This is a genomic window from Enterobacter sp. C3_dUdeg (assembly GCF_057536195.1).
The window spans coordinates 1-13,727 of sequence record NZ_BAAKFX010000016.1; the positions used below are offsets into that span (position 1 = coordinate 1).

Below are 13,727 nucleotides of genomic sequence, written 5' to 3' on the forward strand. Positions count from 1 at the left end.
CCCGGTGATGCATTAAACACTACGGCGTCCGCATCCCAGATCGAAACCCTGCTGTATTCGATGAACCTGGGACCATGGTCCCACACCAGTTCCCGGTGATGCATTAAACACTACGGCGTCCGCATCCCAGATCGAAACCCTGCTGTATTCGATGAACCTGGGACCATGATCCTAAAGAACAAATTTAAATGGAAATCAAGTAGGGTGAAATGACTAAGTATAGTGAGTTGAATCAGGTAGATCTCTAATCCATACATATTGGTAATTTGAAATCAAAAGGTATAGTTTAATATGTTCTTTTAGTGTGGTGTGTCTTTAGATTATGTCTGTTCTGTTACTTGGTGCTTCCTCGCTCACTCGCGTGCTTCGCCCTGTCGTTCGGCTGCGGCGAGCACTACTTGCTCTATCTGAAATACAGAATTTAACTGAGGAGATATCCATCCAGTGGACGGTGTATGCAGAGAACATTCTATTGCGTTTCATCTGCCAAGATTGCGTTATCAGAAGAGCTAAACACCATATGTACCCTAGTCCGGGATGGTTTATGCCGACAAATGCCTTCATTAGTTCCGTATTGCGGGGCCAGGTGTGGGCGTTCGTCGAATATTTGCAATTGAAACGCACCGGAGCTGTGGAAGTCATTGAGTGTCACACCTGATTTGGTATATCGGTGGACATACTTTTATCTGTTGTGAGGGGCGGTACCATATGGAACTGTTTTAAGCTCACTAAGCTGACTTTTCGGGGTTGCGACCTATCAGCCAACGTTTACAAATGACAAACACATATGAATTTCACTAAGGTTAAAGGTGAAGTACATGGTTATGGATATCTATGTGCGGCGACGTTCCACTATCAGGTAAGGCCACTGAAATACACTTGGGACAGCGTCAGCTGTGATGCCATCCCGACAACAAACTGGAATATCAGTACGGTGATCTCAACCTGCTGGCAATGTATCATGCGCTGCTGAACAGCGGACTTGAGACGCAGACGGTGAGCCTGACTGTGACGCTGCCATTGAGCGAGTATTATGACGGGGACTGCCAGCGGAACAAGGAGAACATCCGACTCAAACGGGAAAAACTAATGCATGAGCTGGTTCTCAATAAGAGCAGGGCATTTACCGTAACGGACGTGAAGGTGATCCCGGTGTTCTTTGACGGGCATCTGAGCGCCATCCGGCTTTGTGCCTTGATGGCGCTGGTATCCGGCACCTGGTCTTCACTCTCAGGACTACCTGATGAGCCTGATGGTGGCGTGGCGGCTCTGGCCATGTCACCGGAGACGGAATACCAGCGCCGGCGTTACACCCTGACGCTCCTGGATGATCGGAGCAGTTAAAGGGTTGAGCGTGTGCTGACGGGCGTGTCATCCCGCCTGCGCGGAGAGCTGCTGAGAAACCTGATTATCACCGATCTGGCTCTGCATACGACCGCACCGGAGCTGCCGTGTCTGCTGGCCAGTATGCCTGTACCGCCCGGCACGGTCAGCGAGTTGCAGGTTCTGGTTCAGCAGATGGCCGGTACGGCTGACGTGAGTATGGCTGCAGTGCCGGAGAAACCAGCAGAGCCTGCCGCACCGGTATCCGCTGAAGCGACCAGAATAAAGAAAAATATGCGACGGGCATTCGGAGACTAGAAGATGTCAGTGATTAAACAGAAGGCAGAGCAGTGCATTCATAACTTTCTGCACGCCCGGAACGTTCCTGAATCTCAGTGGCCGGAACGGGTCAAAAAGACCTGCAGGGGAATGATACTGGCAGGCGTGGCCGTCGTGGTTCCCGGCGTTCTGGTTGATAATATCTCCCTGCCGGTGACAATCGCGATGCAGGTCTGCTATGCCTCGCTGATCGGCCTCGGGGTTCTCCTGGCTTTTGACGATAAAAAGTCGAAGAGCCGCTCCTGAGCAAGAACATCATTCAGAATGGTAACCAGACAGCCTGGGAGGGACTGATGCAAAAGGTTAAGAGAGCGGGGCTGACGCTGGCGCGGCCAGCGAGCTGTTGAACTGTCAGGACATAAGGGAGATGAACACAATGAGGAAGACAAATGAAGTGTAATACTGCAATTTTGTTTGCGGCGCTCACACTGGCAATACCTGGTGCGATGAATGCCGCAGCCACAGTGGCGGTTCTTGACCAGATGGCCACGCAAAAGCAAAAGGAACGTGAAGACCAGCTCGAAGCCGTGGAACATGATGCTTTGGCACAGCCAGATGCATGGAAAGCGTATCTACAGGTGTCTGACGCAGTGCCTGCTGATGCCCCCATCATGCTGCAAAACCGCTACCGCAGCCTCGCCATTTCACTGGCACTGAAGGCTGCAATGGCATGTTCCCCAGACGCCCTCAAGCTCCTCGGGCGTAACGACGTGATAGAGTTTCGCGTACTCCGATCATCGTTAGTCTCAGTTTGCAGAACAGCTAAATAAGTTTCGTGCCAGCTGCCCACTTCCAGATTCCAATCTTCAGCTGGCATTGTCTCATTTTCTCAATCCTGTAACCCTCTGTCCTGCATTGTTCTCTTCAGAACTAAAAAAACGGCAGGGTGACATCTCATCCCTGCCGTCAAATAAAAGGATGTCGGTTCCCTCCTCTTTAATGGCCGCCAGTCGGCGGCGTGTTCCACGCCGTGCCTTCACGCTAACCCGGCCGCTGCGGTCGCAAGGGTTCACGGTTCGAACCTTTCACGGTGCATTCAGCCCGTGAAAGGCTTGCGCTGCGGCTTGCGGCGTCGCCCCTGCGCCCTCCGCTCAGAGCCGGGTTTTTGTGGCGGCACGGCGCAAGAGGGTGCCGCATATCAGAGAGGAGTGTGTCTATGTCCCGTTTTATTCTGGCTGACTGCGTGCAGGTGATGTCCCGTTTTCCTGCGCGTGCCGTCGATTTTATTCTTACCGATCCGCCGTATCTGGTTGGCTATAAGGACCGTACCGGCCGCACCCTGGCCGGGGACAACTCAGCAGAATGGCTCCAGCCCGCCTGTCATGAAATGTACCGCGTGCTGAAAAATGACAGCCTGATGGTGAGTTTCTATGCCTGGAACCGCGCGGATCTGTTTCTGAATGCGTGGAAAACGGCCGGTTTCCGGGTGGGTGGCCATATCGTCTTTGCCAAGAGCTACGCCTCAAAATCGACGTTCGTGGGTTACACCCATGAGAGCGCCTACCTGCTGGCGAAGGGAAGGCCGCAAACCCCGGACCGTCCCATCCCGGACGTGATCCCCTGGAAATACACGGGCAACCGACATCACCCGACGGAGAAGCCGGTGCAGAGTCTGCGGCCGCTGATTGAATCGCTCACGCGACCGGGGGCCATAGTCCTTGACCCGTTCGCCGGCAGCGGCTCCACCTGCGTGGCCGCCGCCGAAGCCAGCCGCCGCTATATCGGGATCGAGATGCTTGAGCAGTACCACGCCGCCGGCGTCCGACGTCTGGCACAGGTTGAACGGGCGAGAAGGATGCCGGCGGCCAATGACGGCGCGTTTTACCCTGACTGGCCGGAGGCGGCATGAACTACCCGGGCCTTGAACACCTGCGCGCGGACGTGGCCGCGCTCAGCAATGCCATGTGTGACGTGCGGATGCTGCTGAACCGCCTCGAATCGCAGCACCGGCACGACGCGGCAACGCTTACCGAACGTATGGCAGCGCAGACCCTGCGCCGGATCAACACCCTGCTTCTTGAAGCCTACCGCGAAGCCCTGGTGCTGGACGAAACCTTTCAGGACTGACTGACCCTGCCGGGCTGATGCCCGGCATGTAACCCCTTACAAGAGAGAAAAAACGATGTACGGAACCCGCGAAGAACTTTGTGTACAGCTTGAAAACATGTTCACCTTTGACGAACCCCTGGTCCTGCTGGTCTGGACGGAAGAGGGGATTAGCGTGGCCTGCCGTGAAGCCCAGCCAGAACCGGACGGGACTGAAATCCGGAATCTGATGAAGGCGATCGGCGAAATGAAAATGACGCAATACCGTCAGGAGGGGGTAAATAATCAGACTGTCAGCGATCTCCTGGCCCGTCAGCGCGAAGCGGCAAACCGTCAGGTGAGTGTTCCGGCGGTACTCCTGTCCCGCGTCCTGCGTAACTATGAATGCGAGCTGGAAAACCGGATCGGTATGGCCTGGGAAGCCGGGCGGCAGGAGCCTGAATCTGTCAGGGATGAGCTGAATAACGTTCGCGCCCTACAGGAGGCGCTGGCCGCCTGAGAGAACGCCGGGGTAACGCCCCGGCAACCGGTGGCCATCCACTGCGAATAAGGATGTCAGTGCCTTCCGCTTCTATCCGCCGCTGCCCTCCGGGCAACGTCGGGACAATGAAACTCCCCTGAAGCTCCGTGCGGTGACGGCATGCGCCGTGACTTCACTGTAGCCCGGCCGCATCGGCCACAAGGGTTCGCTGACGCCTCCGTCCTTGTATGTTTTGTTTGACATAGAGGTATACACTCTATGTGTTTTTCCTGATGCTGCAGCGTGACCGGTGTCCAGGGATATAAAGCCCGAGGGTGAGCATTTTTGCGCAGTGTCAGTTTCAGAATTAGCCCGAACAATTGCCGGGGCTGAAGGGTAAGCCCGTATCTACAAGGTAGGGAGAACTGAAAAATGAAAGAAACTACAACAGTCGGAATTGATGTATCGAAAGACAGCTTTGATGTCCACATTGATACAACATCCCAGTTTCTTCATCTGGAAAACACACCGACAGGCATACAGTTATTGCTGGAAGCGTTGAGGGAGTTATCGGTTTCGCTTGTTGTCATGGAGGCTACAAGTAAGTATCACTATCTTCTGGCATCTATGCTCACTGAAGCAGGATTGGCAGTCGCTGTCGTAAATCCCCGCCAAGTGAAAAACTTTGCCAGAGCATTGGGCAAAATAGCGAAACGGATGCTGAATGGCACCCGTCATTGGTAAAAGGAATGGTATTAGACGTCAACTAGTGAATGCCTTGCTACGCTGGAATTTCTCGACTATCTGATTCTTTCTAATCAGTTTTCCGTCAAAGAGTTTTGTAGTTTTTTCCTTTATCCTCCGTAGTCGCAGGTTGACATGCCCATCAGTTGAGACTTTTGCACCTGTAATAGCCATAATTGCTCTGGTTGCGAGGAACTCCTCTTCATAGTTTCCGCAAACGAAGATAAGTAGCTCTAGGTTTCTTGTATCAATGAATCGCGCTACTTCCTGGCTTAGAGATGTGGCTGATTTGATTAGATCGTCCTTGTCGTTGAGAGTCTCAATGATCCGTTTCAGTTTTGGTGTTGATACATCTTCTGGATTCAGGCTGCAGGCCTCGGAGAATTTTTCTGCGAGCGATTTTGCCCGGGTCATTAAACTAATGACCTCATACATATAAGGTAGTGACTTTAAATTGCCTAATGAACTGGTAACCCATATGGGTTTATTGTCATCATTAAATTTGTGCAGGACATCAATTTTGATATCCCAGTTGCGAGTCTTCTGCGCATCAGTGATGAATGACAATACTGTATTTGGAAATGATTTAAGTATCTGATCTAAAATGACTCTTGTATTAATGATAGTAGTGCGAAGACGGGATAGTTCTTCATTGATAATCAGAGCGTTATCACGAAAATCCTTTAGCTTATGAAGGGCTTTCTTTCTGTCGAGCTGCTTGCGAACCCGCTTTCTTTCATTGGTAAAGGATTTATCAGCTTTGAAGTATTTTCTTGCACAATGCCCGCCAATCAGGACTTCAAAACCATCCGCGGTCACGCCTAACCAACCACTTTTATGTTTTTGATGGCACATGCCATTTAAAGCTTTTACCTGACAACTCACATCTTCAGTGAATTTGTATTCACCTATTAGTTTTTGGAAGTTTTCAGGACTGATCTCATGCTCTGATGAGAAGGAAGGACGCTTATCAATATCAATGAAACTAGAAAAATACTCTGAATCTTCAGCCATTAGCCCGCCTTTACGAGTAGTTAACTGTTTTAATATCCAGCATGTTTAAATATACAACTCAATAACCATTAGATCAATGCTGTTTTTTTATTCTTCTATTGACAGTAAACACAACTGCTCACCCGTTCGCACCCTTCACGGTGCATTCAGCCCGTGAAGGCTTTGCGCTGCGGCTTGCGGCGTCGCCCCTGTATCCTCCGCTTTTCGCCGGTCTGTCGTGTCGTCACGGCGATGCCGGAACCGAGAATATGTTAACCGTAGAGGATCTATGAACCAGACCGTGACCTGTGATGCTGTTCGTCTTGAGGGTGCGCAGCGCCTGACTTTCCTGCCTGATTTGTTTGGCGGCGATTTTATGACGTCCGAGGCATCCGTGTACGCCTATGCCCAGCGTTACTGCCCTGAGTATCAGGGGGGATTCTGGCAGTTTTACCGGCTGCCGGAAGGTGGCGGATATATGGCGCCTGACGTGGAGAGCCTGACCCTGTGCAATCCGGACAACTGGTTTGAGCAGACTGTCAGCGGGGAAGTGGCGGGGATCATTCTCACGGCGCTGGTACTGAATCACCGGAGCTGGCACCACAACAACCATGACCATGAAGAGCTGTGCCGCCACTTCTGCCGTCGCTATGAGCAGCTTATGGCATTTGCTGACACCCATCCGGAAAGCGCCACCATCTGGCGTGCCCTTGACTGACTGACCACGGGCGGCGATGCCGCCCGATAAAAGGAGAAAAACATGATTGGTACAGCAAGAGAAATTGCCCTTGAAATGTTCAGACATTCCGACCTCGATGGCGAGAAATACGTTTTCGCCTGCTGGAATCGAAATGACATTCGTTGCGTCTGCCTTGACTGGGATTTAACCGATGAGGAACTGGATGAAGTCCTGCGTCGGCTAAGTTCATGCCTTGAAAGTGGCGCGGATATCGGCCAGATACGGGCGATTGTCGAAACCATGCTCGATGAGCGACGCGAGAAGCGAACCGTGACTATTCCCGCGAAATCGCTGGCCTTAGTCATGCAGCTTGCAGGACGGGAGATGCAACGTATCGCAGTATGCGCGGAGGATGGCGGCGGATCAGCTGAAGAAACCCTGAAAGAAGAAAACGACGTCATGATGCGCCTGCGCGAGGCGCTCGATGCCTGACAGAAAAGCCGGAGGCATTGCCTCCGGAAACAGAACAAAAGGAGAACACCATGCAACTGTCACCGGAAACCCGCAGCATCCTGCGCAAGTATAAAACGCTCATCAACGAGCGACGTCGCGAATCAGGACTCAGCCCCGTAACCACAGCGAAAGTGCTGGATGAGATCTGCGAATCGGCTACCCGCCAGTGCGCCGTCTATCTTTGCGGCCACTTCATTCTCCAGGGCGGTCAGGGGGATGGAAAGTAAATAATCCGGGCGGGGCATAGGCGCCGCCTGTTCGCGCGCGAAAACCCTGTCATCCCTTCGGGCTGACGGACGGCAAGACCAGCGCCTGCGGCGCTGCCCCCTACCGCCCAGATGTAAGCCCGGAGAGATGCAGATGAAAGGCATTGTGAGGGCAAATTGTCACGGATACGGTCCTGCGTGGCGTGGTGCAGTTGCCGGCTCTGAAACCCGATCAGCAAATCCTCTGAAAGCACCTGAATCCTACTTCTGGCCCCCCTTCGGCTCCCGGCCAGCGTTGCTGTCCGGTCGTCGAGCCCCACTCCGCCAGGGCGGCTGCTGACGCACCCGCCGGGCTCCGCCGAATCCCTGCGGGTTTCGGGCTGACGCTAGGGTCTGATGGCGAAGGTCAAAGGCTGCGGCTTCTCCGGCCGTGCCGTCCGGAACGCCTTCACCGCGCCGGCTGATGTCGTCGCTTTAATGGCGCCACGCCGTTCCGACGTGGCGGGTGTGTGCATCCTGTTCCCCCGGTGAAGCCATCCCCCGTGTGTCCTCACGCGGAGGGCTGCTTGTAGCACCGTCGGGTCGTCATCCAAGGGGTGAAATGCACTCCGCCAAAACTTTTTGCGTGCCGCAAAAACTTTAGTCTCCGCCCCTTTCCTTCCGCCCTTCGCCGTTGCTCCTTTGCCCTTTGCCGCTAGAGAACTCACCAGGGAGATGGCCAGCCATCACCACAGGAGAAAACCAGGATGCACACACGAAACGTCAACGTCAAAACCGCCGCTCAAGAATCTTCCAGGAAGATAGGGGAAGAACAAAACCCTGTTTCTGTCGCACGGGAGTGGGTGGCTCAGGCCACTTCGCTGAAAGATGGTGTCACCGTCACCCTGTCCGATGTGTCCCGATACGGAGACGTTCAGGTGGAGATCAGAACCTACGGAACGCTTAACTGGCGCGCCTGGTCATTTGACCCGGATTTTCTTTTGGAACTGAAACGCAATCTGCAATACGTGCAGCTTTAACCGGAGGCCGGATGTCCGGCCTTAACCCAGAGAAGGAGGAAACATGCAGAACCTTAACACCCGTCCGGCGACCCGTAAGGTCGGGCAGAGCACTGAAATCGTGAAGCTGCTGCGCATTCAGGCCAGCGACACCCACGTGGTCGAGTTTGACAACGTGGACACCCGATTTAATGACTGCAACAACTGGCAGGTGATGGCAGGAGGCAAACGCGTCCTGTACAGCAACCGCATGTATGAGAGTTTTTCAGATGTGAAATCGGGGATCGTGGCAACGATCAACGTGTGTGAAAACAGCGGCAGCGTAACGGATAAAGCGATGCTGGAAGGGGCAAAAGTCATGATGCAGGTTCTTGATGCCTATCCGTCCTTTGCAGCACTGGCAGCACACCCGAAACGCATTACCGGTTAACCGAGTGCCGTGACCGGAGGGCAATCCGGCCACGGCTAACCACAACTATCACTGAGAGGTAAAAATCATGGTCGCCACCAATTCTACGGCAAAAAAACCAGCCAAGACCACCCGTCAGACAAAATCTGCGGAAAAAATCGCGCAGTCTACCGAGCAGAAGCTCGTCCAGCTGCTCGCTGATACGCCCGTGCAAATCTTCCCGTACTCCCGCCTGTCACGCACTGACTTAAACACGCGCATCATTCCGCATACCGATCAGGAAGTGGAAGAGATGGCAGACAGCATTCAGGCAATGGGCATCCTGCAAAACCTGATTGGTGCAGAACTGCCGGACGGTACGATCGGCATTGTCGGCGGGGAAGGTCGTCGCAGAGGCACAGGCATTCTGGTGATGCGCGGTGTGCTCGATGCGGACACGCCGTTTGTTCCGGTGAAAGTCCTGCCCGTTGAGATGGCGGTAGCGGCCTCGATGATCGAGAACGGTCGACGTAAAAACATGCATCCCGCCGAGCAGATTATCGGTTTTCGTACCCTTCAGCAGGAAGGTAAAACGGCCTCTCAGATCGGCGCACTGATGGGCTACCACCCGCGCCACGTTCAGCGCTGCCTGAAGCTGGCGAATCTTGCCCCCTCCCTGCTGGATGCGCTGGCGCGGGATGAAATCTCCCTTGAACAGTGTGAAGTCCTGACACTTGCTGATACCCATGAGCGTCAGGAGCAGGTCTGGAAAGAGGCTGTTGTACAGTGGCGCGATCCTGCTGTACTGACTCTGCGCAAAATGGTGACCGACGACAAGATGGCCATCAGTCACCCGATGTTTGAGTATGTGGGTGAGGAAGCCTATACCGCCGCTGGCGGTACGCTGACCGCCGACCTGTTCAGCGACAAGGACAGCACCTTTGCCGATGCGGCGCTGGTGAAATCTCTGCTGGCTGGCAAGCTCACCGTGCTCGCCGCCCGCGTTAAGCAGGAGCAGGGCTGGGGCTGGGGCTGGGCTGAGTTCCGTATGACGGAACTGCGTGCCAGCGGTGAGGACGGTGAACAGTACCGTTTTGCGATGCCGAAAGCTGTCCTGACGGAAGAAGAACAGAAACGCGTCAGTGAGCTGGAAGAACAAATGGAAGCCACTGAAAGCTACGATGACGAATACGAGCTTCAGCAGGATATCGATGACATTTACTGCGAGGCGCAGTACCGCGAAGCCACGCCGGAATTTCGCGCCGCGCACGGAATCTGGGTGTCATGGGACGGTAGCAATTTTCAGGTTCAGCCTGGTATCCGCAAGCTGACCGACGAAGACCGGGTAGCTGAAGAACAGGCGCGTCAGGAGCGTGAAAGCAATGTGATCAGACACACCACGCCTGAAATTCCCGCCGACGCCTATCCGGCAACGCTGGTAAAAGCTATGTCAGCCGAACGGACTCTCGCCGTTCAGGCCGAACTGGCAGGTCGTCCCGACGTATCGGTGGCGCTGCTGACGTGGACACTGTGCCTCAGTATGTTTGACCGCAGCTACGGTAAACGCAGCGAACCGCTGAAAGCCTCCGTGTCCTCGAATCAGTATCACCTTGCATCACTGGCTCCATCCGGTGAAGAAGGGAAGGCGCTGACGGCGCTCAAAGCGCAGAAAGAGGCGCTTCAGGCAACGCTGCCCGAAAACTGGCATCTCGATTTCACCTGGCTGCTTTCATGGTCAGCGGAGCAGGTGAACACCCTGCTGGGATTCTGTGCCGCGCACGGTATCAACGGTATTCAGGAACGTATGTACAACCATACGCAGAAAAGCGAACTGGACGGGCTGGAAGCGGCGCTGGACTTTGACCTGCGCAAGTGGTGGCAACCGGGTGCTGAGAGTTACTTCGGGAAGCTCACGATTTCCCAGATTGGCAAAGCCTATGAAGAAGCCGGACTCAGCGCCCGTGCGGGTGAAGTTGTGAAACTCAAGCGCCGCGATGCGGCGAAGGCCGCCGAACAGGATCTGAATGCTCAGGGCTGGCTGCCTGACTGGATGGTGCGCCCTGCGCCAGCCGCTGAGGCTGAAGAAGCCACTGAATCCGACGCTAACACCACTGACCACGCTGCATAATACCGGAGGCCGCCGCCTTCGGGCGGCGGGAACAGACATGACCATGCAATATGACCTGAACCGAATCAACACCCTGACCGCCACAGACCTGGAGTTTATCCGTCAGCAGGGGGAGGACGCGCGCCGCGCCCTCAGCGATGCCGTGACCGGCCTCCTGTCGACACCTGAAGGATGGCGCGTCTGCGCCGAATACCGCAGCGAGTTCGGCGGCTTCTTCCCTGTCCAGTGCCGCTTCAGCGCGGACGGCAGTGATGACTGGCATCTGTGCGTGTGCAGCCCGGGCGAAGTCTCGCCTTACTGGCTTCTGGTGCTGCTGTCCTCCGGCGGTGAAGTGGTGCGTACTCTTTACCAGAGCGACACGCTTCAGCCTGAACGGATAAACCAGCTGATCGCGCAGCTGGCAGGTATGCGCCGCTTTAACTGCACTGCCCGCACCGTGGCGAAGCTGATGAATGTGGAGGTGACAGCATGATCCCGTCCTCACACGCGCTCGTTTCCCTGAAGCCCGCCCGTCAGGCTGCAATACAGGCTATCAGCCATGTTGAGTCTGCCCGCGAACGCGGCGCACGACTGCCCGCCATGCCGTATGTGCGTACCTTTCTGCGTCTTCTCACGGGCAGCGGACGCCTCAACGCCACGGTGGCCAATAAAATACCTGGTCTGCACTGGGTGCCAAATAACCGTCATTCGAACCTGAAACAGGTCGAGGAGGCGCTTAACACGATGATCGCCACCAGTGGCGAAGCCTGCCCGCTGCCGCTCACAATTGACGTACAGGCCGAACTGTTTCCTGAGGTCATGCACACCCGCACGGGTCGACGGCTGCACAGGTCCGGCATTAAGACCACGCGTCAGATGCGCCGCCAGTCTCGTGAGTACGAACAGCGCTGGAAACTGCGCCAGAACCTGCTGGAGCAGGCGAAAATCGACCTGAATTTTCAGTCACCGGAAACCGTCTGCACCTGGTACACCCGGTGGAGCGACGAGTTTGACGCGGCAGAGCTTGCCGGACCGTTCTGGCGCTGGCAGTCGCGGTTCGCGTCGCTGAAGGAACTTGACTGGCTTCGCATCAGCGGTGAGCCGCTGTATACAGTGATGTATGAAATCCCGTTTATTGTCCGGGAAACACCTGAGCATGTTCGTGTCGCTGAACGCTGGCAGGTGCCAAATAAGCTGGCTGACCGGAGCGGTGTATGAAGTGGCGCTATTCCCTGCGCTGGAAATTGCCGCACAAGCCCTGCCCAGGTCCACTGGAGCTGGTTTCAGTTGTCGTGGAGGCAGGGCAGGCGGCACCTGAAGAGGTAATGTCACGCTGGGTAGCTGGCTCAGGTTACGCTGTATGCGTGGATTTTCTCGGTCAGAAACAGATCCAGCGCTGGAGCGATGAACGGAAAGCAGCGGTGAGAAGGCGCAACATGCAGGCACGGATTAATCGTGTTGCCCCTTTGTTTGCCGATGAGTTAATCGAGCGGGAACTGGCAGCGCGTCCGGCGTATTTCAATGGCAAGTCTGCCCGATGAATCAGATACAATGCTGTCTGACTGAACAGATGGCCATACAAAAGGAAAGCAGGACTATGAGGTACTGGTTGCTCGTTATATTACTGTACGCGCTGTTCTTTTTAATCGTCAGGCATGCTGCGCCAGAATGGGAAGGCACGACAGGCTATTATGCTGGCCTGTTCATATGCAGTCTGATAGCGATGGTTATCACATGGCGTGATACGCCAGGCTGGTTCGATAAAGTCCTGCTCGGCGTAATGAAATACGGCGTTCTGAGTGCCGGGATTATCTTCTTTGTCTGGGGCGTCGGGTACAAGCTGGCATTCTGGGGGCAAGGTAATTCTGAGGCCGTATTTGTAAGTGCCGGGGACGTGATTTTGCCCAATCTTGCGCTGGTCATCGGCGTAGTGATCGCGGCATGGGGATACGTGAGATATTTCAGGCGTTAAGCAGCATAAAGCGTGGATATACCTGGTAAGAAAGAGCACCTGCCCGGTATAATCGACGTGGCGCTTGAGGCTTTTTGCCTCATGACGTGAAGGTGGTTTGTTGCCGTGTTGTGTGGCAGAAAGCAGAAAGCCCCGTAGTTAATTTTCATTAACCCACGAGGCCACCTGTATGCCTAGACAACATCAGGATAGCCTCTTAGATGCCGCAAGGCAAGGAGAAGAAGGCCATGAAACTGCCACGAAATACCCTGCTCTGGTGCGTATTAATAGTGTGTCTCACACTGCTGATATTCACTTACCTGACACGGAAATCGCTCTGCGAAATCCGATACAGGGACACGAACAGGGAGGTGGCAGCTTTTATGGCTTACGAATCCGCTAAGTAGCTAACCCCGGCGGGGGGAAACCCCCGCCATTCAGGGGCTGAGACTGTGTGGACATGCCTGAAGCGCCTTTATGAAGGGGTTGCCGGTTCGCCGGTAGCCCCTTTTTCCATCCCGAAGGGTGCAGTCGCATGCATGAACAACCCGGAAGGTCTGTTCCCCTGCGGGGAACGGGGGAAGGGGGACGCGCCTTCGACGCTGCCCCTCTGCTCCCTCCGCCTTGTCCACATTCCTGCCTTTCCTGCTTGATTTTGCTGAAGTCAGAGCGCCATGAGTTACCTGCCTGTACCTGGCTTCAGCCTGGTTTTTCCTGTGTTCTTCATCCCGGGCGTCATATCCGGCGTCCTGCCGGTTAACTTTCTCAGCTGCAGCTCAGTGGCCATAACCCGAAAACAGGGCAGGGCGATGGCCCCCTTCGGCTCCCGGCCAGCGCTGCTGTCCGGTCGTCGAGCCCCACTCCGCCAGGGCGGCCGCTGCGCACCCGCCAGGCTCCGCCGAACCCGCAAGCGGTTTCGGGCTGACGCTAGGGTCTGATGGCGAAGGTCAAGGGCTGCGGCTTCTCCGGCCGTGCCGTCC

19 protein-coding genes and 3 pseudogenes are annotated in these 13,727 nt (G+C 55.1%); 20 read left to right on the forward strand and 2 right to left on the reverse strand.

Annotated elements, in window-relative coordinates; all coding sequences use genetic code 11:
• Positions 1–315: 315 nt before the first annotated feature.
• Positions 316–642, reverse strand: coding sequence for a DUF4113 domain-containing protein (locus tag AC27FC_RS21540; RefSeq protein WP_487160353.1), 327 nt, complete (start codon positions 640–642; stop codon positions 316–318).
• A gap of 196 nt (positions 643–838) precedes the next feature.
• On the opposite strand from AC27FC_RS21540, the pseudogene parM reads away from it, so the two are divergent.
• From parM to AC27FC_RS21580, 8 genes and pseudogenes are all read left to right on the forward strand, one after another.
• Positions 839–1,152: pseudogene (gene parM, locus AC27FC_RS21545) on the forward strand (plasmid segregation protein ParM domain-containing protein); the annotation flags it as partial.
• Positions 1,144–1,641 (forward strand): annotated as a pseudogene (locus AC27FC_RS21550) (plasmid partitioning/stability family protein); the annotation flags it as partial. The pseudogenes parM and AC27FC_RS21550, both read left to right, overlap by 9 nt.
• A gap of 3 nt (positions 1,642–1,644) precedes the next feature.
• On the forward strand, positions 1,645–1,908 hold the full coding sequence (locus AC27FC_RS21555) for a hypothetical protein (protein ID WP_487160354.1): 264 nt from the start codon (positions 1,645–1,647) through the stop codon (positions 1,906–1,908).
• Positions 1,909–2,051: 143 nt separating this feature from the next.
• Positions 2,052–2,432: a hypothetical protein gene (locus tag AC27FC_RS21560; RefSeq protein WP_487160355.1), complete on the forward strand. Its 381-nt coding sequence runs from the start codon at positions 2,052–2,054 to the stop codon at positions 2,430–2,432.
• Positions 2,433–2,818: 386 nt separating this feature from the next.
• Positions 2,819–3,511, forward strand: coding sequence for a DNA methylase (locus AC27FC_RS21565; protein WP_487160356.1), 693 nt, complete (start codon positions 2,819–2,821; stop codon positions 3,509–3,511).
• Positions 3,508–3,729, forward strand: coding sequence for a hypothetical protein (locus AC27FC_RS21570; RefSeq protein WP_013087144.1), 222 nt, complete (start codon positions 3,508–3,510; stop codon positions 3,727–3,729). The genes AC27FC_RS21565 and AC27FC_RS21570 overlap by 4 nt, the downstream gene beginning before the upstream one ends.
• 55 nt (positions 3,730–3,784) lie before the next feature.
• Positions 3,785–4,207, forward strand: coding sequence for a DUF1380 family protein (locus AC27FC_RS21575; protein WP_172689156.1), 423 nt, complete (start codon positions 3,785–3,787; stop codon positions 4,205–4,207).
• Between the two features lie 393 nt (positions 4,208–4,600).
• Complete coding sequence (locus AC27FC_RS21580; protein ID WP_487160357.1) at positions 4,601–4,912, forward strand: IS110 family transposase; 312 nt, start codon at positions 4,601–4,603, stop codon at positions 4,910–4,912.
• Positions 4,913–4,930: 18 nt separating this feature from the next.
• Here the strand turns inward: AC27FC_RS21580 and AC27FC_RS21585 are convergent, their stop codons facing one another.
• Positions 4,931–5,926: a hypothetical protein gene (locus tag AC27FC_RS21585; RefSeq protein WP_261893349.1), complete on the reverse strand. Its 996-nt coding sequence runs from the start codon at positions 5,924–5,926 to the stop codon at positions 4,931–4,933.
• A gap of 268 nt (positions 5,927–6,194) precedes the next feature.
• Between AC27FC_RS21585 and AC27FC_RS21590 the strand changes: the two genes are divergently transcribed.
• The 12 genes and pseudogenes from AC27FC_RS21590 (at position 6,195) to AC27FC_RS21645 (ending at position 13,154) form a co-directional block, all read left to right on the forward strand.
• Positions 6,195–6,623, forward strand: coding sequence for an antirestriction protein (locus AC27FC_RS21590; protein WP_487160358.1), 429 nt, complete (start codon positions 6,195–6,197; stop codon positions 6,621–6,623).
• Positions 6,624–6,665: 42 nt separating this feature from the next.
• Positions 6,666–7,076, forward strand: a complete 411-nt coding sequence (locus tag AC27FC_RS21595) for a DUF1380 family protein (protein WP_023327697.1) — start codon at positions 6,666–6,668, stop codon at positions 7,074–7,076.
• 50 nt (positions 7,077–7,126) lie between these two features.
• Positions 7,127–7,324: a hypothetical protein gene (locus AC27FC_RS21600; protein ID WP_487160359.1), complete on the forward strand. Its 198-nt coding sequence runs from the start codon at positions 7,127–7,129 to the stop codon at positions 7,322–7,324.
• 725 nt (positions 7,325–8,049) lie between these two features.
• Positions 8,050–8,322 (forward strand): hypothetical protein, encoded by a 273-nt coding sequence (locus AC27FC_RS21605; protein ID WP_023345468.1) that lies wholly within the window; start codon positions 8,050–8,052, stop codon positions 8,320–8,322.
• 43 nt (positions 8,323–8,365) lie between these two features.
• The gene (locus tag AC27FC_RS21610; protein ID WP_420301019.1) at positions 8,366–8,731 is read left to right on the forward strand and encodes a hypothetical protein; all 366 of its coding nucleotides are present in this window, start codon (positions 8,366–8,368) and stop codon (positions 8,729–8,731) included.
• A gap of 67 nt (positions 8,732–8,798) precedes the next feature.
• A complete protein-coding gene (locus AC27FC_RS21615) occupies positions 8,799–10,817 on the forward strand; it encodes a ParB N-terminal domain-containing protein (RefSeq protein WP_487160360.1) in 2,019 nt (672 codons plus the stop codon).
• Between the two features lie 37 nt (positions 10,818–10,854).
• Positions 10,855–11,289: a conjugation system SOS inhibitor PsiB gene (psiB, locus tag AC27FC_RS21620; RefSeq protein ID WP_023345470.1), complete on the forward strand. Its 435-nt coding sequence runs from the start codon at positions 10,855–10,857 to the stop codon at positions 11,287–11,289.
• On the forward strand, positions 11,286–12,014 hold the full coding sequence (locus tag AC27FC_RS21625) for a plasmid SOS inhibition protein A (protein WP_127849895.1): 729 nt from the start codon (positions 11,286–11,288) through the stop codon (positions 12,012–12,014). Before psiB ends, AC27FC_RS21625 begins: the two co-directional genes overlap by 4 nt.
• On the forward strand, positions 12,011–12,337 hold the full coding sequence (locus AC27FC_RS21630) for a hypothetical protein (RefSeq protein WP_045890688.1): 327 nt from the start codon (positions 12,011–12,013) through the stop codon (positions 12,335–12,337). Before AC27FC_RS21625 ends, AC27FC_RS21630 begins: the two co-directional genes overlap by 4 nt.
• A 56-nt stretch (positions 12,338–12,393) precedes the next feature.
• On the forward strand, positions 12,394–12,768 hold the full coding sequence (locus tag AC27FC_RS21635; RefSeq protein ID WP_045890734.1) for a hypothetical protein: 375 nt from the start codon (positions 12,394–12,396) through the stop codon (positions 12,766–12,768).
• A 169-nt stretch (positions 12,769–12,937) separates the two neighbouring features.
• Positions 12,938–13,087, forward strand: a pseudogene (locus AC27FC_RS21640) (DUF5431 family protein); the annotation flags it as partial.
• Positions 13,035–13,154 carry a type I toxin-antitoxin system Hok family toxin gene (locus AC27FC_RS21645; protein WP_223156217.1) on the forward strand — a complete coding sequence of 40 codons (120 nt, stop codon included), beginning with the start codon at positions 13,035–13,037 and terminating at the stop codon, positions 13,152–13,154. The pseudogene AC27FC_RS21640 and the gene AC27FC_RS21645, both read left to right, overlap by 53 nt.
• Positions 13,155–13,727: the final 573 nt, after the last annotated feature.

Coding starts and splice junctions, on each gene's coding strand:
- AC27FC_RS21575 (WP_172689156.1), top strand. CDS start 3,785: ATGTACGGAACCCGCGAAGAACTTTGTGTACAGCTTGAAAACATGTTC.
- AC27FC_RS21580 (WP_487160357.1), top strand. CDS start 4,601: ATGAAAGAAACTACAACAGTCGGAATTGATGTATCGAAAGACAGCTTT.
- AC27FC_RS21595 (WP_023327697.1), top strand. CDS start 6,666: ATGATTGGTACAGCAAGAGAAATTGCCCTTGAAATGTTCAGACATTCC.
- AC27FC_RS21570 (WP_013087144.1), top strand. CDS start 3,508: ATGAACTACCCGGGCCTTGAACACCTGCGCGCGGACGTGGCCGCGCTC.
- AC27FC_RS21590 (WP_487160358.1), top strand. CDS start 6,195: ATGAACCAGACCGTGACCTGTGATGCTGTTCGTCTTGAGGGTGCGCAG.
- AC27FC_RS21565 (WP_487160356.1), top strand. CDS start 2,819: ATGTCCCGTTTTATTCTGGCTGACTGCGTGCAGGTGATGTCCCGTTTT.
- AC27FC_RS21585 (WP_261893349.1), bottom strand. CDS start 5,926: ATGGCTGAAGATTCAGAGTATTTTTCTAGTTTCATTGATATTGATAAG.
- AC27FC_RS21560 (WP_487160355.1), top strand. CDS start 2,052: ATGAAGTGTAATACTGCAATTTTGTTTGCGGCGCTCACACTGGCAATA.
- AC27FC_RS21625 (WP_127849895.1), top strand. CDS start 11,286: ATGATCCCGTCCTCACACGCGCTCGTTTCCCTGAAGCCCGCCCGTCAG.
- AC27FC_RS21555 (WP_487160354.1), top strand. CDS start 1,645: ATGTCAGTGATTAAACAGAAGGCAGAGCAGTGCATTCATAACTTTCTG.
- AC27FC_RS21600 (WP_487160359.1), top strand. CDS start 7,127: ATGCAACTGTCACCGGAAACCCGCAGCATCCTGCGCAAGTATAAAACG.
- psiB (WP_023345470.1), top strand. CDS start 10,855: ATGACCATGCAATATGACCTGAACCGAATCAACACCCTGACCGCCACA.
- AC27FC_RS21605 (WP_023345468.1), top strand. CDS start 8,050: ATGCACACACGAAACGTCAACGTCAAAACCGCCGCTCAAGAATCTTCC.
- AC27FC_RS21635 (WP_045890734.1), top strand. CDS start 12,394: ATGAGGTACTGGTTGCTCGTTATATTACTGTACGCGCTGTTCTTTTTA.
- AC27FC_RS21630 (WP_045890688.1), top strand. CDS start 12,011: ATGAAGTGGCGCTATTCCCTGCGCTGGAAATTGCCGCACAAGCCCTGC.
- AC27FC_RS21615 (WP_487160360.1), top strand. CDS start 8,799: ATGGTCGCCACCAATTCTACGGCAAAAAAACCAGCCAAGACCACCCGT.
- AC27FC_RS21610 (WP_420301019.1), top strand. CDS start 8,366: ATGCAGAACCTTAACACCCGTCCGGCGACCCGTAAGGTCGGGCAGAGC.
- AC27FC_RS21540 (WP_487160353.1), bottom strand. CDS start 642: ATGACTTCCACAGCTCCGGTGCGTTTCAATTGCAAATATTCGACGAAC.